General features: G+C 45.8%; 17 protein-coding genes. 16 read left to right on the top strand and 1 reads right to left on the bottom strand.

From position 1 onward, the window contains the following. The first annotated feature begins 13 nt into the window (after positions 1 to 13). From M4D81_RS19635 to M4D81_RS19560, 16 genes are all read left to right on the top strand, one after another. A complete protein-coding gene (locus M4D81_RS19635) occupies positions 14 to 1,129 on the top strand; it encodes a hypothetical protein (protein WP_260067758.1) in 1,116 nt (371 codons plus the stop codon). A 65-nt stretch (positions 1,130 to 1,194) separates the two neighbouring features. Further along, positions 1,195 to 2,112, top strand: a complete 918-nt coding sequence (locus M4D81_RS19630; RefSeq protein WP_260067757.1) for a GNAT family N-acetyltransferase — start codon at positions 1,195 to 1,197, stop codon at positions 2,110 to 2,112. Between the two features lie 301 nt (positions 2,113 to 2,413). Further along, the gene (locus M4D81_RS19625) at positions 2,414 to 3,556 is read left to right on the top strand and encodes a GntR family transcriptional regulator (RefSeq protein ID WP_260067868.1); all 1,143 of its coding nucleotides are present in this window, start codon (positions 2,414 to 2,416) and stop codon (positions 3,554 to 3,556) included. A 604-nt stretch (positions 3,557 to 4,160) separates the two neighbouring features. Beyond that, positions 4,161 to 5,111: an ABC transporter permease gene (locus tag M4D81_RS19620; RefSeq protein WP_113059358.1), complete on the top strand. Its 951-nt coding sequence runs from the start codon at positions 4,161 to 4,163 to the stop codon at positions 5,109 to 5,111. A gap of 32 nt (positions 5,112 to 5,143) precedes the next feature. Continuing rightward, complete coding sequence (locus tag M4D81_RS19615; protein ID WP_216533384.1) at positions 5,144 to 6,064, top strand: carbohydrate ABC transporter permease; 921 nt, start codon at positions 5,144 to 5,146, stop codon at positions 6,062 to 6,064. A 56-nt stretch (positions 6,065 to 6,120) separates the two neighbouring features. After that, the gene (locus M4D81_RS19610) at positions 6,121 to 7,812 is read left to right on the top strand and encodes an extracellular solute-binding protein (RefSeq protein WP_260067756.1); all 1,692 of its coding nucleotides are present in this window, start codon (positions 6,121 to 6,123) and stop codon (positions 7,810 to 7,812) included. Positions 7,813 to 7,947: 135 nt separating this feature from the next. Beyond that, positions 7,948 to 8,931, top strand: coding sequence for a Gfo/Idh/MocA family protein (locus M4D81_RS19605; RefSeq protein ID WP_260067755.1), 984 nt, complete (start codon positions 7,948 to 7,950; stop codon positions 8,929 to 8,931). An 18-nt stretch (positions 8,932 to 8,949) separates the two neighbouring features. Then, complete coding sequence (locus tag M4D81_RS19600; RefSeq protein ID WP_260067754.1) at positions 8,950 to 10,032, top strand: Gfo/Idh/MocA family protein; 1,083 nt, start codon at positions 8,950 to 8,952, stop codon at positions 10,030 to 10,032. 380 nt (positions 10,033 to 10,412) lie between these two features. Next, positions 10,413 to 11,399 carry an aminoglycoside phosphotransferase family protein gene (locus tag M4D81_RS19595; protein WP_260067867.1) on the top strand — a complete coding sequence of 329 codons (987 nt, stop codon included), beginning with the start codon at positions 10,413 to 10,415 and terminating at the stop codon, positions 11,397 to 11,399. A gap of 309 nt (positions 11,400 to 11,708) precedes the next feature. Continuing rightward, a complete protein-coding gene (locus M4D81_RS19590; RefSeq protein WP_260067753.1) occupies positions 11,709 to 12,236 on the top strand; it encodes a GNAT family N-acetyltransferase in 528 nt (175 codons plus the stop codon). A 268-nt stretch (positions 12,237 to 12,504) separates the two neighbouring features. Next, positions 12,505 to 13,194, top strand: coding sequence for an alpha/beta fold hydrolase (locus M4D81_RS19585; RefSeq protein WP_260067752.1), 690 nt, complete (start codon positions 12,505 to 12,507; stop codon positions 13,192 to 13,194). 314 nt (positions 13,195 to 13,508) lie between these two features. Beyond that, a complete protein-coding gene (locus tag M4D81_RS19580) occupies positions 13,509 to 14,105 on the top strand; it encodes a hypothetical protein (protein WP_162487533.1) in 597 nt (198 codons plus the stop codon). 35 nt (positions 14,106 to 14,140) lie between these two features. Next, positions 14,141 to 14,872 (top strand): glycosyltransferase, encoded by a 732-nt coding sequence (locus tag M4D81_RS19575; protein ID WP_071219036.1) that lies wholly within the window; start codon positions 14,141 to 14,143, stop codon positions 14,870 to 14,872. Then, positions 14,869 to 16,101, top strand: coding sequence for a glycosyltransferase family 4 protein (locus tag M4D81_RS19570; RefSeq protein ID WP_260067751.1), 1,233 nt, complete (start codon positions 14,869 to 14,871; stop codon positions 16,099 to 16,101). The genes M4D81_RS19575 and M4D81_RS19570 overlap by 4 nt, the downstream gene beginning before the upstream one ends. A gap of 21 nt (positions 16,102 to 16,122) precedes the next feature. After that, a complete protein-coding gene (locus tag M4D81_RS19565; RefSeq protein ID WP_071219038.1) occupies positions 16,123 to 16,323 on the top strand; it encodes a hypothetical protein in 201 nt (66 codons plus the stop codon). 7 nt (positions 16,324 to 16,330) lie between these two features. After that, positions 16,331 to 16,891, top strand: a complete 561-nt coding sequence (locus tag M4D81_RS19560; RefSeq protein WP_071219039.1) for a class I SAM-dependent methyltransferase — start codon at positions 16,331 to 16,333, stop codon at positions 16,889 to 16,891. 129 nt (positions 16,892 to 17,020) lie between these two features. Here M4D81_RS19560 and M4D81_RS19555 read toward each other — a convergent pair whose 3' ends face one another. Further along, the gene (locus M4D81_RS19555) at positions 17,021 to 17,173 is read right to left on the bottom strand and encodes a hypothetical protein (protein ID WP_162487534.1); all 153 of its coding nucleotides are present in this window, start codon (positions 17,171 to 17,173) and stop codon (positions 17,021 to 17,023) included. Positions 17,174 to 17,235: the final 62 nt, after the last annotated feature.

Below are 17,235 nucleotides of genomic sequence, written 5' to 3'. Positions count from 1 at the left end.
GAGGGGGGATTTGATGGTTGATGTTTTTGCTGTAGCCGATGTCATTGTCAAACATATTAAGACCCATTACCCGCAAGATGTTGCGATTGTCGGATATTACGGATCCTATTTGCAGGGGAGGGCGACAGAGCGATCGGACTTAGACTTTTTCTTCATTCCGGCCACACCTAGAGGAAAACAAGTGGAAATACAGTTTATAATCGACGGTATTAGTTTTGATTTTTGGCCAATTGGATGGGATCGTGCTGAAAGAATGTCAGCTTCCGAAGATTGGAGTACGACCATTATTGCGGATTGTGAACTATTGTATGTGCGTTCCGAAGAAGACCTGGCGAAATTCATGAAACTCCGTGAGACCATCTCTTACATGGGGGAGCCGTCCAACACGTTAACATTGATCAATAGAGCTGAGGTTGTCGTGCGTGATTGTTTTACTAGCTTGATGAAGCTTCGTTTTGCCGGAGACTCCATGGATTTATCCTTTTGTCGGATACTGGCGCAAGAAATTGCCGCTACCATTTTTAGATCTCTTGCGTTGTTAAACCAAACGTACTATACACGCAGTTGGGGCCATTACCGCGAGCAAGTCAAAAATCTCCCAATTAAGCCAGACCAACTGGATCTCCACCTTGATACCATGATGTTCAGCCACTCTAAAGATGAAATCAAATCTGCTTGCGAGAAACTGACTTTAGACACTCTTCATTTAATTTCAGGACGAAGAAACAAACTCAAAGGATTACGTTCATACCATAATTGGATGAAGGGATACTATGAAGAGGAAAAAGGAATGCTTAACAAGCTCCTAACTGCTTGCGAAAAAGGCCACTATGAAACCGCGTTTTTCGTTGCTACAGGTGCACAAGATGGTTTGGCACGTATTTTGTACGCAGCCGAAAAAGGACGCTGGCCTGGTATTTTCGATTTGGGGGAGTATCGGGAATATTATCATCACTTCAGCTATCCGGATCTCACTGCGCTTCTGGATCCCGAGGATTTCGAACCATTGCGAATAGCTGTCCTGAAGCTGATCGAACAATTAGAGAATCATCTTAGAACAGAAGGTGTATCTTTGAACCAGTTCGACTCTGTTGCAGATTTCGAATCATTTTATGTAAGCAGAATATGATTATTTGTCGAGAACAAGGACAAGGTTATGGGTGTTTTGAAGTGAGAAACGGAGAGTGAGAAGACGTGACAGTACAATTTCGGCCCTATAGGGATGAGAGCGATTACATGGCGCTTCGCAAGTTGATCACCCAAAAGTTTGCCGACCCGAACCGCCGGTTTTACCCGAGTCTTGGAGATTTTGACTACAACCGCGCCTTTGGTGGTGATAAGTTCCTTCAAAGCTTGTCAATTTGCGAAATTGAAGACGGAACGATCATCGGCGCGATCTGGCCGGGGCATTACCGAATTGTTTATATCTTTACCGGACCTGAATACTTTCACCTGGAAGATGAAATATTCGCCTGGGTGGAAAGACACTACTGCGGTCGTTCGCTTGAAGATCGGAGTGGATTGGAAGTTTATATTTGGGGTTATGTCGAAGATCATCCGCGTGTAGAGACACTAAAGGCAAGGGGATATGAGCAGCATACATGGTACATGTATTCCGGGGTCATGGATTTGGAAACTGCGAATCACGAGCCTCGTTTTCCCGAGGGATTCAAGGTTCGGCCAATTGAGACGGATAATATGGAGCAAAAGGTTATGATCATGAGCGGTTCAGCTGGGTTGACTGCGCCGAATATGGATATATACCGCCGTTTGATGACCTGTCCAACGTACAGTCAGGATTTGGACTTGGTTATAATAGACGATGCGAATACAGTCGTCGGCTTTGCAAATATCTGGCACGACAGCGAAAACAACATCGCGATTATCGAGCCGTTTGGAACAGCTTCTACCCATCGAAGAAGGGGATTGGCGACAAACCTCTTATACGAGTGTATGCGCCGCTTGAAAGAACTCGGCGTCAGCAAGCTCTACATTAATCATGGAGGAATGTGGACGCTGGATTCTGAACCGGATGACGCGATGCGAGTCTACAAGAGGGTTGGCTTCCAAGACCTTGGGAAAATGTTTGTATGGTGTAAGTCATTCTCATGACAGCTTGATTTAATGGACGGACAGTTGAGCAGGTCTCGACTGTCCGTTTATTTTGTGCGCCCAGCGCATGGACGGTCATCTCTAAGCGCAGGATGGCAAGAACATATAGACCTTGACAGCAGCTAGCATACAGCTTTTATGTTCTACTATAATGGAAGAGGCGGGAGAACGCATCCGATGCATTCTTTCGGCTCTACACAAACAATGAAAGGATATGGAATAAAGCGCTTGCGCCATTCGTAATGTATATATTAAACATATTGAATGAAATGTGGTGATTCGGTTGAGCTCTACGGAAAGAATGCCTTTGTATCAGAGGGTTCAAGAGTATATACGCGACTTGATATCGTCGCAAGTATTGAAGGTTGGAGACCGTATTCCTACGGAAAAAGAACTCATGGAGCGTTTCGGAGTCAGCAAGATTACGGTCGTTAATGCCCTGGCCGGCTTGGTTAACGAAAAAATCATAACCAGGGTGCCCGGAAAGGGGACTTTTGTAAGCGAACCTGAATCTGAAATGTCGGCGACTTCTCCTATAAACGCCGTTAAGTCTATTCATAAAGCTGGCGGAGAAATGGGGACACGGTTAATAGGCCTGATTCTGCCCAGCATTTATGATTATTTTACGATTCGGCTTATACAAGGTATTCAGCAGGCACTCAACGAGAATGATTACCGCTGTGTCATCTATTTATCGGAGGGCAGCCTTGATAAGGAAAAAGAGGCAATCAAGTCATGTTGTAAAATCGGAGTGGAAGGGTTACTGATTTTCCCGGTCGACGAGGAATTATTCAACGAGGAAATTCTAAGCATGAAATTTGCAGGGTTTCCGTTCGTTCTCATTGACCGTTACCTTCCAGGGGTCGAAACGCATTATATCGCATCAGACGGCAGGCTTGGCATTAACATGGCTGTAAACTACCTGTGGGAGCTGGGGCATCGCGAAATCGCCATATGCTCCGATTCGCCCATACAAACCGTTACCGTTCAAGAGCGGATCGACGGATATATGAATGCCTTCAAGGAAAAGGGGTCCCTCATTAACCCTGCCCATATCGTGACCGATTTTGAAATCGGAAGTTTGGAGCAAGCTGAAACCCATCCCCTGTACCGCTATATCCAAAATCGAATGGCAACCGCCTATATCACGCTAAACGGAAGTCTTGGCGTGAAAATCTATCAGATTGCGCGTCAAGCTGGATTGAAGGTGCCTGAGGACATTTCCATCATCAGTTTTGATGATCCGACCTCCATCATCGAAGGCTACAGCACGTTTACGCATGTTAAACAGTTTGAACGGGACATGGGCTACCGAGCGGCCTATACGCTGCTTGAGGTCATTAACAGTGATGACGGGCATCAAGGAAAATACTTTAAAACCCTCGTGGAGCCGGAATTGGTGATTGGCGAAACGACGGGAAAAAACGTTCTCTCCACTTCATGATATTCCACACCCGCTTACCCTATATATGTAGCCTAATTACGAGTCCGATGCGCTTTCTATTCGAATTTGACAATAGATGCGAGGCTGGCCGGACTCCTCTACTAGGTCAACCGCAACTTTCTCTCATGAAATCCTCCCCATAATAATGTCCTGCATCCATAACGAAATCCAGCAGAGGCTCTTCAAACCATTGTATAAACATATATTGAATATAATGTATCCTCGCCAAGGAATAAAACGCCTCCAAAATAAGGGCGGGAGAAGGGGGCTTACCCCGTTCATTAATAACCTAATGAACAGGAGGCTCCTCTAGGCCAACTGCAGCTTTTTTTTGTAACCTCCGATTTATTAATCAACGAAACCACCCGTACTTTAATCGGCCTAAAAATACTTTTACCGGAATGAAGAAATTATGGAATGATTCCAACAGTATATTGAATATATTTAAACTACCGTTAAGTGAAACCGCTTGCAGTAAGGAGGGGGAGGCAGTAGTAATTCACCGTCGAAAATCGAAAACCAATGACATTGGCTCTGTTCCCAAGCGATCGGGAATGGATTCGTAACCATCCGATCCGACGATGATGGAGGAGGTGTTCGGAGAATGGTACCCAAAGGTGTTGTTATCCCTGGATTTGAGCAGTTAAAAAAGAATAAGAAATTAACGAAGATCTGGCAATTCAGGCACATCTATTTGTTTTTGCTTCCTGCGATCATCTGGTTTCTGGTGTTTGCCTATTATCCGATGTACGGCATATTAATCGCGTTCAAGGATTTCAAATTCAATCTGGGGATCTTGGGAAGTCCTTGGGCAGGCTTTAAATATTTCGAACAGTTTTTGAATGATTCCAGCTTTTACGATGTGCTCCGAAATACGTTATCCATCAGCGCGCTTAAGCTTATTTTCGGATTTCCGGCGCCATTGATCCTGGCCTTAATGCTCAATGCCGTCATGCACAAGAGAATCAAAAGAGTGTTTCAGACAATTTCCTATCTGCCGCACTTCGTATCGTGGGTCGTTGTCGTTACCTTGCTTCAAAAAATCCTGTCTCCGAACGTAGGGCTTATCAATGACATTCGCTACCAAATGGGTTTGGATCCGATCTTTTTCATGGGAAAACCGGAATTATTCTATCCGTTGGTCATCATTTCCGACATCTGGAAAGGTGTAGGCTGGGGTTCGATCATTTATTTAGCCGCGTTAACGAATATCGATCCGCACTTGTATGAAGCAGCCGAAATCGACGGGGCGGGAAGGTGGAGCAAACTATTTAAGATCACGCTTCCATGCCTTACTCCAACGATCGGCATATTGCTTATCTTCTCCCTCAGCGGAATACTGAACGCGGGCTTTGACCAAATCTGGCTGATGCAGTCCCCGGCAACATTAAGCGTCTCGGAGATCTTGGACACCTATGTCTTAAAAACCGGCCTCCAGCAGGGGCAATTAGCCTATTCCACGGCCATTGGATTATTCAAGTCTGCGATTTCGCTGCTGCTCATTGTTGCTGTCAACAATATATCCAGGCGTGTGAGTAACGTATCGTTATGGTAATCAGCTGGCACTCAAGATAAGGAGGTGTGTGTATGGATGCGAGAAGGCTGACGCCAGCAGATAAAATATATATGACGCTTAACTATTCGGTGTTGCTTTTATTCTGCGCTACGGCACTTTATCCATTTATCTATTTTCTAGCCCTTTCTTTTAATGACGGCTACGATGCGATGAAGGGTGGAATCTACTTTTTTCCTAGAGTGTTCACACTAGAAAACTATGCAAAAGCTTTTAGTAACTCATTGATCTTAAATTCGTTTTATATTTCCATAACTCGAACCCTTGTCGTAACGGTTGCCTCCGTATTTTTGACGGCCTTATTAGCCTACGCGCTTTCGCGGAAAGGGTTGCCCGGAAGAAAATATATCGTATTCTTCTTTTTCTTTACCACCTTGTTCAGCGGAGGACTTATCCCGACGTTTATCCTGTTCCGGCAAATCCACATCCTGGATACGTTTTGGGTGCTGGTGCTGCCGTCCCTATACAATTTTTTTAATGCGATTATCATGAAAACCTTCTTCGACGGGATCCCTGAAGGTCTGTCGGAATCGGCTCGAATCGACGGAGCCAGCGAGTTGTCGGTATTTGCAAGAATCATCCTGCCTCTTTCGATGCCGGTGCTTGCTACCATTGCCTTGTTTGTTGGGGTGGGCGTGTGGAATGACTGGTTTACCGGTCAGTTTTTCATACAGAATGAGAACCTGCAGCCTGCAGCCACGTTCCTGAACAAGATGATCAGCGAAGCGTCTTTCCAGTCGATGACGTCATCGTCGGGTAACAGCGGATCTGCGATTCAAAACATGACCGAGACGCAGATGGAGCTGCGAGGCGTGACGCCGGAAGCCTTGAGGATGACGTTCGTCATTATTATTACGACTCCGATCATCTGTGTGTATCCATTTCTTCAGAAGTATTTTGTAAAAGGCGTATTGGTAGGTTCTCTTAAGGAGTAGTAGGTATAAAAGGCAAAGCCTCTTATATAAAACTTCCAATGGAAGGGGATTGTAGGATGAGAAAGAACAAGCGCAAGAGTGTTATTGGCATGGCACTTATCGCTTTGCTGCTTTTCATGACAATGACGGCATGCACAGGAACGGGCGGAAAAGAGGAAGCAGGCACGAATGAACCGGGTCCGAAAGAGCCAGGTACTGAAGCAATAAAGCCGGTCACCTTGACTTTCCTCAGTGCCTGGAACGGCGGCGGAGCCGGATTCCCTCAGGACCAGGAGAATAATCCCGTAGCCCAACAGATCAGGGAGAAAACCGGGGTTACGTTAAAGCTCGAATCCATCACAACAAGCGAAGTAGAAAAACTGAACACCATATTTGCTTCCGGTACGGTTCCGGATATCGTTAATGCACCTTTCTGGTCTACGACAGGAGGAGAAGGACAAGTCATCAAGAAGGCGGCCACGGAAGGACAGCTTCTGGATTTAACCCCTTATCTCGATAAATATCCGAATGTTAAAAGACTTGTGACGACCGGGATTGCGAAGGATTTTGCCGAGTTCGATCTCAATAGTCCCGAATTTGAGGGCAAGACTTATCTCATTCCTACGGAGACCCCGGACGGAACCCCGGAGAGCATTCATAATTGGAACTACGGCCTGTTTGCCAGGGGAGATATCCTGAAAGCTTTAAATGTAAAAGCGGAGGATATTGATACGCAAGAAGAATTATATGATCTATTGGTCAAGATCCGAGACGGCGGTTTCAAGGATATTGGCGGAAAGCCGGTCATCCCGGCCGGAACCATGTGGAATGGATGGGATTACGGCCAATTCCTTGCCGGGTGGACGGATTACACGATTTCGGACTTCCGAGAAGTGGATGGAAAACTGATTCACTGGACGCAAACGAAGGATCATGAAGCCAGGTTGTTATACATGAGGAAGTTATTAACGGAAGGTTTGTTTGATCTTGAAGCCTTCAACAATACGAGTACAACAGCGAATGAAAAGCTGACGACGGGCAAGCTTGCCATATTCGGAGCCCAGCCGATGTTAGCTGATTTACAAAAAACGCTGTATAAGACGAATCCGGAAATGCAATATGAACTGCTCGGGCCGATGAAGAATAAGAGCGGAAACATTCGAACGCAAGTGGAAAAGCCCGGTCGTTCCGGTTTCCCTGTCCTATTCTTAAGCGCGGACATCAAAGATCCGGATGCGGCATTGCGGTTCATTGATTATGTCAACAGCGAAGAAGGCCGATTGCTTGCGAATTTCGGGATCGAAGGAACACACTACAACATGGAAAACGGGATACCCCAGTGGATTTCTGATGTAAAAAAACAATTTGATGACAACCCGGATCTGAAAAGAGACGCAGGACTCAATTATCTTCCGGGAAGGTTCATCGGCGCCTTCTCATCCGAAGTCACTTGGCCTACGCCTGAAGATCAAAAAACGGAGTGGCAAAAGCTGGAGGAGAGTTTTTCGGCAAGAATGCCGATCAAAATCATAGACAAAGTAAGCGCCAGCTACCTTGCCAGAGAGTGGCCTAAATATCAGGAATATATCGATAAAACCAGCAGTTTGAATTTTGATGAGGAATTTAAGAAAGCCTTTTTTGCGGCGTCCGATGATGAGGCTCTAAATATGCTTCATAGTGTTCAGGAAAAATTCAGAGCGGCCGGCGTGGAAGAAATGGCGGAGTTCGTGGCTCAAAAAGCTGCGGAACGGGATGATGTAGGGTTCTAATGAAGGAAGATTGCGGGATGGTGTGGATGATGTCGCTCCATCCCCAATTATTTTCTAACCTTGTTTATAACACCGCCTCCCTTGGAAGATAAATAAGATTTGGTAAAAATATAAACGGTTACGGAGGGAAGAAGCATGTTGAACGTTGCGATGCTAAGTAAGTGGCATGTGCATGCAGAGGATTACGCAAGAAAGCTGCAATCTCACGGTAACGTGAAGCTCACGGCCGTCTGGGACGAACAGCCTGAACGCGGAAGGGAATGGGCTGCCCGATTGGGAGCGGATTTTGAAACGGACTTGGATACGCTGCTGCGGCGGGAAGACATCGACGGCGTTGTGGTGGATGCCCCTACAAGCATGCACACCGACGTCATGGTAGCTGCCGCCGAGGCCGGCAAGCATATTTTTACCGAGAAAGCGATGGCTCTTACCGTAGAGGAATGCGATCGGATATCTGCAGCGGTACGCAAAGCAGGCGTCAAGTTCTGCATTTCTTTTCCCGCCCGCACAAGGCCGCACCAATTGTTTGCGAAGCAGCTGATCGATGACCATGTATTAGGGGACATTACGCTGCTGCGTATTCGTAACGGTCACGACGGTGCTTTGAATAATTGGCTCCCCGATTACTGGTATGATGAGAAGCAAACCGGGGGCGGAGCCATGATGGATTTGGGCTGTCATCCGATGTACATCGCCAGTTGGCTGCTCGGTAAACCCAAAAGAATCACATCCATGTTTCATTACTTCACCAATCGGGCAGTGGAGGATAACGCACAATGCTCCATTGAGTTCGTCAACAATGCGGTCGCTCTGGTCGAAACCAGCCTTGTGACGTACAGAACCCCTTCTGCCCTTGAGATTTACGGTACGGAGGGCACTTTGATGATCTCAGACGATACCGTTCGAGTCATCTCGAAGAAGCTCGAGTTACCTTTTTCCGGATGGATCTCACCCGCTCAACTCCCTAAAGAGCAGCCCCTTCCGATTATCCAGTGGGCAGATGCATTGATTCATGACAAGCCGATGCCCTTCGGACTGGAGGACGGGACGAAATTGACGGAGCTATTGGAAGCGGCATACATCGCGCATAAGGAAAATCGAACGGTAGAGTTCAAATAACGCGGGGGAGGGAATACGATGAGGACCGTAAAAGTAGGGATTATCGGTTGCGGGATGATTGCGGGCGGGAAGCATATGCCGTGTTTGTCCAAGTTAGATAACGTACAGATGGTGGCCTTCTGCGATTTGAAGCCGGAACGAGCCGAAGAAGCCGCCCAAAAGTACGGCACGCCAGACGCAAAGGTATTTACAAATTATAAGGATCTGCTTGCCATGGAAGAGATTGAGGTCGTCCATGTGCTAACACCAAACAGCTCGCACGCAGCGATTTCCATTGATGCGCTTGAAAGCGGCAAACATGTCATGTGCGAAAAACCAATGGCCGTCACAGGTGCGGAGGCCAAAGCGATGTACGAAGCCCACTTGCGAACAGGCAAGAAGCTAACCGTCGGGTACCAGAATCGCTCCAACGCCAAGAGTCAACTGCTAAAAAAGATGATCGCCGATGGGGAGCTTGGAGATATCTATTTTGCAAAAGCGGTCGCTACCCGAAGACGAGGCGTGCCGACATGGGGCGTGTTTCTGGATAAAGAGAAGCAGGGAGGCGGTCCTATGATCGATATTGGAACCCACTCCTTGGATCTGATCCTATGGTTGATGGATAACTATGAACCGGAGAGTGTCGTCGGCAGTGTCTTCCATAAGCTGAAGTTTACCGAAAATGCCGCAAACGAATGGGGAGCTTGGGATCCAAACGAATTCGAGGTAGAAGATTCGGCGTTCGGGTATGTGAAATTTAAAAACGGAGCGACGGTCATCATTGAAACCAGTTGGGCCCTTAACATTGCGGAAGGTGGCGGCAACCTGCTGTGCGGAACGAAGGGCGGAGCGGATTTTGCTAAAAATGAACTGCGGATCAATGGCGAGCGGGACGGGAGTTTGTTCCTGAATAAAATCGAGGTGAATGCGAATGCGAGAGAACTTTTCAGGGGAGAAGAGATGACCGATTTCGAGTATGAAGCCAAACAATGGATTCACAGTATCGTGAACAATACCGAACCCTTGGTTAAACCAAGAGAAGCGATGATTGTTTCACAAATATTAGAGGCGGTGTATATATCCGCAGATACAGGAAAAACCGTTTATTTTGATAAGGATTGAGGATGTGAAATAAAGAGCACTTTTCCGTGGTGCTTTCCCTTCATGATAGATAGTGAAAAAAAGAGTCCATCTGTCGGGGGACAAAAACATATTCCCATTGAAAGTCGCTAATTAAGCGGCTTTTTTGTTTTATCCCGAAAAGGACGAGAACATGTTCCGAATACCGGATAGACGATATCTAACCATTCTCCAATCGCGATTTCATTAAGCTAGCTGGCAGGAAGAGGTAATAAATGAATAAATCCATAGTCCACCTTTCATCGTTGGCTTCTTTTCCAATATGATGATTATGCATAGGCGTTCCCATGTTAAAAAAACGATTGGAGGACTTCGTATTGAACGAAATAAAAGCTGAAACTCTAACACAGGTTTTAAACAAAATGCTCGGTACAAAAATAATCTGCACCGATTTCCAAACCAAACCGTTACATGGCGGTACAGTAGGTAATGTACAGCTTGTTACGGGTAATGTCAAAACCACTGACGGTGAGACATTACCCTATAAAATCGTATTAAAAACGCAGAAGAAATGGGAGCGCTACAACGATCCCGATTCATGGCGTAGGGAATATGATTTGTATAAATCCAATTTCGGCGCGCTGTTCTCTGAATCATTCCGTTGGCCTGAATGCTATCACGTCGAAATGAACGAAGAAGAAAACGAAACGCAGATATGGATGGAATATATCGACGGCATATCGGGTTTAGATTTGACCGGCGATATGTATGAACGCGCAGCCGAGGAATTAGGACGGTTCCAAGGCAAGTTATATGCCGAACAGCCAGCTGTCTTACAGAGTTTGACCAACCTGAGCAAAGCGGATTATATGAAAAATTTCTATCTTCATTATCGGTCATGGAATAGAGTGTACGATTATATACGCACCGACGATTGCAAAATCCCGAAATACCTATGCCAAATGCTCATCGATATTGATGAAAACGCAGACGAAATATGGAGCCGTATTGAAAAGCTCCCCATCGTGCTGTGCCACAGGGATTTTTGGGTAGCAAACATATTCTATTCAGACGACAAAACCATACTCATGGACTGGGATACCGCGGGGTGGGGCTATTTAGGTGAAGATATGGCAAGCCTTATCGCAGACGAAGCCGATGTTGAAGACATGGTTGAATACTACCGTAGATGTATCCCGGCGTATTATAAGGGCTTTTCGGAATATGCGGATATTTCACACATAACGGATAACTGCGTTTATGAGTTGATCCTACTTATGTTCGGGTACAGGCTTGTAGAGTGGTATATGGACGCAGGATCAGGTAACAAACTCCAAGAAACGGACGATGAAAGAACACTGCACATCCATACCCTGCAAAAAATCTTTGAGATAAGGAATGAACAGTGATTCCTCCGACAAAAATGTCGTAGGACAACAATAACGGAAGAAGTTAAGCCGGGCTTTCGAAGAAGCTCTGCAAGAGGCCTTACGAATAGATCCATATGAGCCTTAGATCCAGAAGACAAACAGTACCAGGATGAATTTCTAGAGGCGCTTCAACATAACGAAATGTTATTTAAAATATTTTTGTGGCCAGTCAAATTTTTGCGGAAAATGAAGAATTGGCAGATTCTGGGTAACCAAAGCCATCGTGCACGTCAAAGTCTTTGGCTGGGGACGCAGAGGCGTATAAGAATAGGGAGAGAGGAAGATGAAATGAATAAAGACAAATTATGTTTGGAAATAAAAGAAGCAGAAGAATCCCAATTGAGTTTTCTTGTTACTCATTTTTCACCTGATAATCCCATGTTTCAATACAACCGATTTGCTACACAAAAGAGAGGTGAGGGACTATACTTAATCGCTTGGCATCATAACACCCCTGTTGGCCATTTCTTACTACGCTGGAGTGGTCCTAATGATGAGCCTGTTACTAAAATAGTGGATATTACCCATAGCGCTTTCTTAGAGGCTGGCTTAACAGTATATGAATATCGGAGACAAGGTGTTGCAACAGCCATAATCCAAGAAGCCGAACGTTTAGCAAAAGATAAGGGTTGTACCTGTATAGGGTTAGAAGTGGGAATAAATAATCCGGAAGCCATGCGACTTTATGAAAAATTGGGCTATGTGGATTGGGGCCATGGGGATTTTTTAATCAGTTGGGAACAGATTGACGAGAATGGAAGTAAAGGAATCGGAACAGAAGTTGTGATATATATGCAAAAAAGATTGATTAACTAACGGGAAACGATCGCTCAATAATGAAAATAGACGGGGCTGTCTCATAAGTCATCAGTAGATGATGGTGGGATACCCCTTTTGTTATAAGTATTCAAGTTCCTAACAACAGCTTTATTTAGTTAACGAGCCAAATGACAACGAATGCAGCTGATATGAAGCAGTTCTCATTTTTATATTGACTAATTGTTCATTCAATAATAAAATAACACTAAAAATTCCAGTAGACGCCTTCTACTATTGGGCCAAATTGGTTTGGAGATGATCAGAGATGGAAACACGTGTGAATCAAATTGAATTGAATGGACGCACTTTTCAATATCGCGAGAGTGGGGAACCTTCTGCACCGCCGATTGTTGCACTTCACGCGCTGGGAAAAAGCGCAGAATCATGGGATCAAGTCGCTGTTGCATTAGGAGAAAAATACCGCGTTTTAGCTTTAGATCAACGGGGGCACGGTGGGAGTGCAAGAATAGGTAAATACACTTTTGAACTGATGTGCGATGACTTGTTTCATTTTGCAAATGCTATGAATTTGGAACGATTTACGCTTCTTGGCCATTCCATGGGGGGAACAGTATCCTATCTTTTCTCGGAAACATATCCTTCGAGAATAGAAAGATTGATCGTAGAAGACACTCCACCTCCTTTTCCGGATAAGCCCATCGAAATTCCTGCCAAACCTTCTGATCCCCTTCCGTTCGATTGGCTGGTAGTGCCTTCGATTTTACGGCAACTTAATGAACCTAATCCCGAATGGTGGCTGCGTCTTAATGAGATCATCATGCCGACTCTTATTATAGGCGGTGAGTCCAGTCATATTCCTCAAAACAAATTGCAGGAAGTCTCTGAGCTTTTTCCGAATTGCGAGTTAGTAATGATACAGGAAGCTGGGCACTTTGTGCATGATGATAATTTACCAGCTTTCTTGTCTGCCGTAAAAAAGTTTCTTAATTTTTAAGTTTCCGAACGCTTCACATCCGATATGGCTATAGCGGATAGGAGACTGTCGGGGGAAATTGCGTTGTGATATTGAAAGTCGCTATTTTGGATGCTTTTTTGTTTTTTCGGTACAAGTTTATGTCCCGAGTCTAGACGAATAACTTTTCATGGATGCGATTTCCTGAACGGAAAAGACTCTTGCAAGTCACTCTTGCAAGGAGTCTTTTTTTTGAAGATATAGTCACGCGTCGGCTCAGGTCGCTAAGACAAAGAGTATATTATTAAAGATTGGTGAAGGGAGGGATTGTTATCTACAATAACCATGTCCAGAACATGATTACCAAGATCCCGGATGGAACGCTTGTCCGCGATTCGGGCTCGGCTGTATTTTTGATTGAACACGGCCAAAAACGGCCCATTATGGATATCGACTCCTTTTATTTTTACAAACTGATGGCCAGGAAAATCATACCGCTTGAGGATATGCTGCTTAACCTGTATCCCCTTGGAGAAGGCGTGACGGTTACGGGACAGTGGGCGAAGTGCGCCCCGGCGACGCTATTCGTAAAGGGGGGCGGATCCGGGATCTTTTTGTGGATGGACAATTGTTTATTCCCGATCCAGTCTGGAGAAGTCTTCCAACGTTTGCGGTGTCAAATGGACGAAATCGTGCATGTCCCGGATTCCTTGGTTCAATCTTTGCAGATTGGACACACCATCGACGCCTCTTTTTTTCTTCAGTACCCGGTGCTTAACGGACGCCTGTACAGCTCCCCGAGCGGTCATATTTATTACGGCGAACGGCGAACGCTGCGAAAAGTGGAAGGTCCCTCCGTTTTTTCCTTCTTTCAATGGAGCGTACATCAGCTGATCTATCTAACCCAGAATGAATTTATAAAAAGTCCGATAGGAAAACCGGTACTTTCCTAACCGGGGTCAATACGCGGGTAGGAGGTTAAGATAACATGATACCGAAGGTAACGGTTATTATCCCTTTCTACAACTGTGTTTATGTTCAACAGGCCGTAGAGAGTGCTTTGGCGCAAACCTATCCCGAGATAGAGGTCATTGTGGTCGATGACGGGTCTACCGAACATATGGATCTCCTGAATCCTTATGTTGATCGCATCCGGTATATCCGAAAAATCAACGGGGGAACGGCTTCGGCTCTAAACGCCGGTATTCGAGAAGCTAAAGGGGATTATATTGCTTGGCTCAGTTCGGACGACTATTATCTTCCCAACAAAACAGCAAAACAAATGTCGTTTATGCTGGAACGTGGGGCATGGATCAGCAGTACAAACTTCAACTTCATCAACGATCGGAACTTAGTGCTCATGGAAGCCCCGAATTTTTCGTTTACCTCGAATCTGGAGCTGCTTGATCGATTGAAGAGGGAATGTCCAATTAATGGCTGTACCATCATGATGAAGCGGCAGCTCATTGAACATGTCGGCATGTTCAATGAAGAGATTAAATACACGCAGGACTACGACATGTGGTGCCGGGTCGTGCTCGCCGGGTACGAATTTCATTATTTGCATGATATTCTTCTGCATTACCGATATCATCCGAACATGGGAACCTTAAAGCACAAAGACGCCCTTAAGCGGGAAATCGGGACCCTTCAGGCCATATACGGCGACAGACTGGAGCAGCGAAGACAGGTATTACTGACAGGAGGGTGGCAGCCTTGAAAATATTGCTGGCTACCTTTTTTCAAATCCCGTACGTCGGTGGATTATGGAAATATATGTTGCAGGTGAAGCAGGGGCTTGAACGAGAGGGACATCAGGTGGATCTTTTTGGGAACGGACTGGACCGGTTTTATATTTTCAACAGCAACCAGGAGGTTCCGAAGGTTCATTTCAAGGAAATGTTCGATTACAAGATAACCACTGCTACCGCGCCTTTGATTGCGGAGCATCCCTGGGTCAGGGAAGCGGAGACCGACAGGTATTGTATGGAGTTATCGCTCGCCTTTATCGGTCTTGATCAATACGATATCATACACGCGCAAGACGTGCTTGCCGCCGCTGCCATAAAACGCATAAAACCAGAACAAATACCGTTAGTGACCTCCATTCACGCTTCTGCAGCTCTTACAGTACGGGATATGCTTGAGAACAAGAAAACTTCTTCGGAAGACCCCACGAGCTCCTTGGTCTGGAAATACTATAAATCTATGGAATACTTGGGGAGTTCGGTAAGCGATAAAGTCCTTCTTGCTTCCGAATGGCTTAAAGAAGTAATGGTCCATCAATTTAGGGCTCCTTCCGATCGAATTGCCGTTATTCCTTACGCCATCGACATCCCTTTTTTTCAAAGCAGCATGCGTAAGGTTTCCGGAAATCCGATCATGAAGCCCAAGGATAAAACCGTGATCATCAGCACATCGCGTCTTAGCTACGAGAAGGGGATTCACGTCTTGTTGAATGCCTTGTGCAGGCTGCACGTGGACCGCCAGGATTGGGAATGCTGGTTGGTTGGAGACGGTGATAAACGATATGAATACGAGGAGTTATGTCGCCAGATGGGAATTCAGTCGGCGGTTCGTTTCCTCGGAAGCCGGGAGGACGTCCCCTATTTGCTGAGTCAGGCCGAAATTTTCGCAATGCCCAGTTTGATGGAAACCCTGTCCTACTCCGTTATGGAAGCTCAGTTAGCAGGTCTGCCCATCGTATCATCCAGTGCAGGCGGATTAAAAGAAGCGGTACGGCATAATGTTGACGGATTGCTGTCTCCTCCGGGAGACGCGCATGTACTTTATCTGCATTTGGGACAGCTGCTGTCGGATCCTTCGTTCCGACGCAGGCTTGGGGACAATGCGCTGGAGTGGGCCTTAAAAAACCGGTCACTTCAGACGATGATCAAACATTTGACAGGGGTTTATTCGGAGCAGTTGTCTCTAAAAAAACAATCCTAATTTAAAAAGGCGGTGTTTGTTATGAACATGCATCACGTTCCCGGGGATAGATACAACGGGTTGTTTTTAACCCAGCTTTCCCAGCCGCATATAGTTGTCAACCGACAGGTATGGGATCAGATTACCGCCAAACTTCCTCAAGAGTACGCCATTCCGGATTTTCGCATCATCAATCTCATGATGAATGATGAACCATCGCCTCAACGAGAAGTGGGGTGGTAAGAACAATATGGGAACATCCAATTGGCAAAATATTTCGTATTGTGTGGAACTGCTCCGGCAGATATCGCCGTCCTCGGTACTTGATGTCGGCGTTGGATTTGGCCGCTGGGGCATGTTATGCCGCGAATTCCTCGATGTGTGGTCAGGGCGGGTATTTCGTAAGGATTGGAAGGTAAGGGTGGAAGGAATTGAAATATTCCCCAAAAACATTGACCGTTATCATGCGTATTTCTACGATAAAATTCATATCGCTGATGCTTTTGAATTTATTCCGTCAACTTCGCCCGGAGAATATGACATCATAATTATGGGCGATGTTCTGGAGCATTTCGATAAGGATAAGGCGCTTACCCTGTTGAATGCCAGCATTGTTAGAGGCAAGCACGTTCTGCTTAACATTCCCATCGGATCGGAATGGCCGCAAGGCACGGTGTACGGCAATGAGTTCGAGACCCACCGCAGCATCTGGACTACCGAGGAGCTTGATGCTTTCCCCGTTAAAGCCAAGAGGCATTTTAAAGACTATATTAATCGGGATTTTTCAACGTATTTATTTTCTTCGGAGTGATAAGGGTTTCGATGGAATAGCCAATGTTTGCTTAGGCATTCATTTCCATCAACAGGCGTAGAGACAATAATGGTTGGGTGTCCAACAAATGCAGCAGCCGGGGGTATTCCCGGCTGTTTTTGTATTCAATTAATGACGGCGCCAGAGGACGGAGCCGACTGGCGTTAGACCATGAACGGCTGCCAACTGTATTTTGACACTGCTGTGGGTCAGGCTCAGCTCGACCGCTGCCGCCGAGCATATCCATATTGCAATCAGCGGCAGCAACCACCATGATGACATATCTTAATCTCATAAAGGTCTAGTGAGTCCGTATGTTATTTACATGTATTTTACTTGTATAC

This window comes from Paenibacillus sp. p3-SID867 (assembly GCF_025142895.1).
Taxonomy (GTDB): Bacteria; Bacillota; Bacilli; order Paenibacillales; family Paenibacillaceae; genus Paenibacillus_AQ.
Note: the sequence above shows the minus strand (reverse complement) of the source record. Positions and strands in the feature narration are given on the sequence as shown.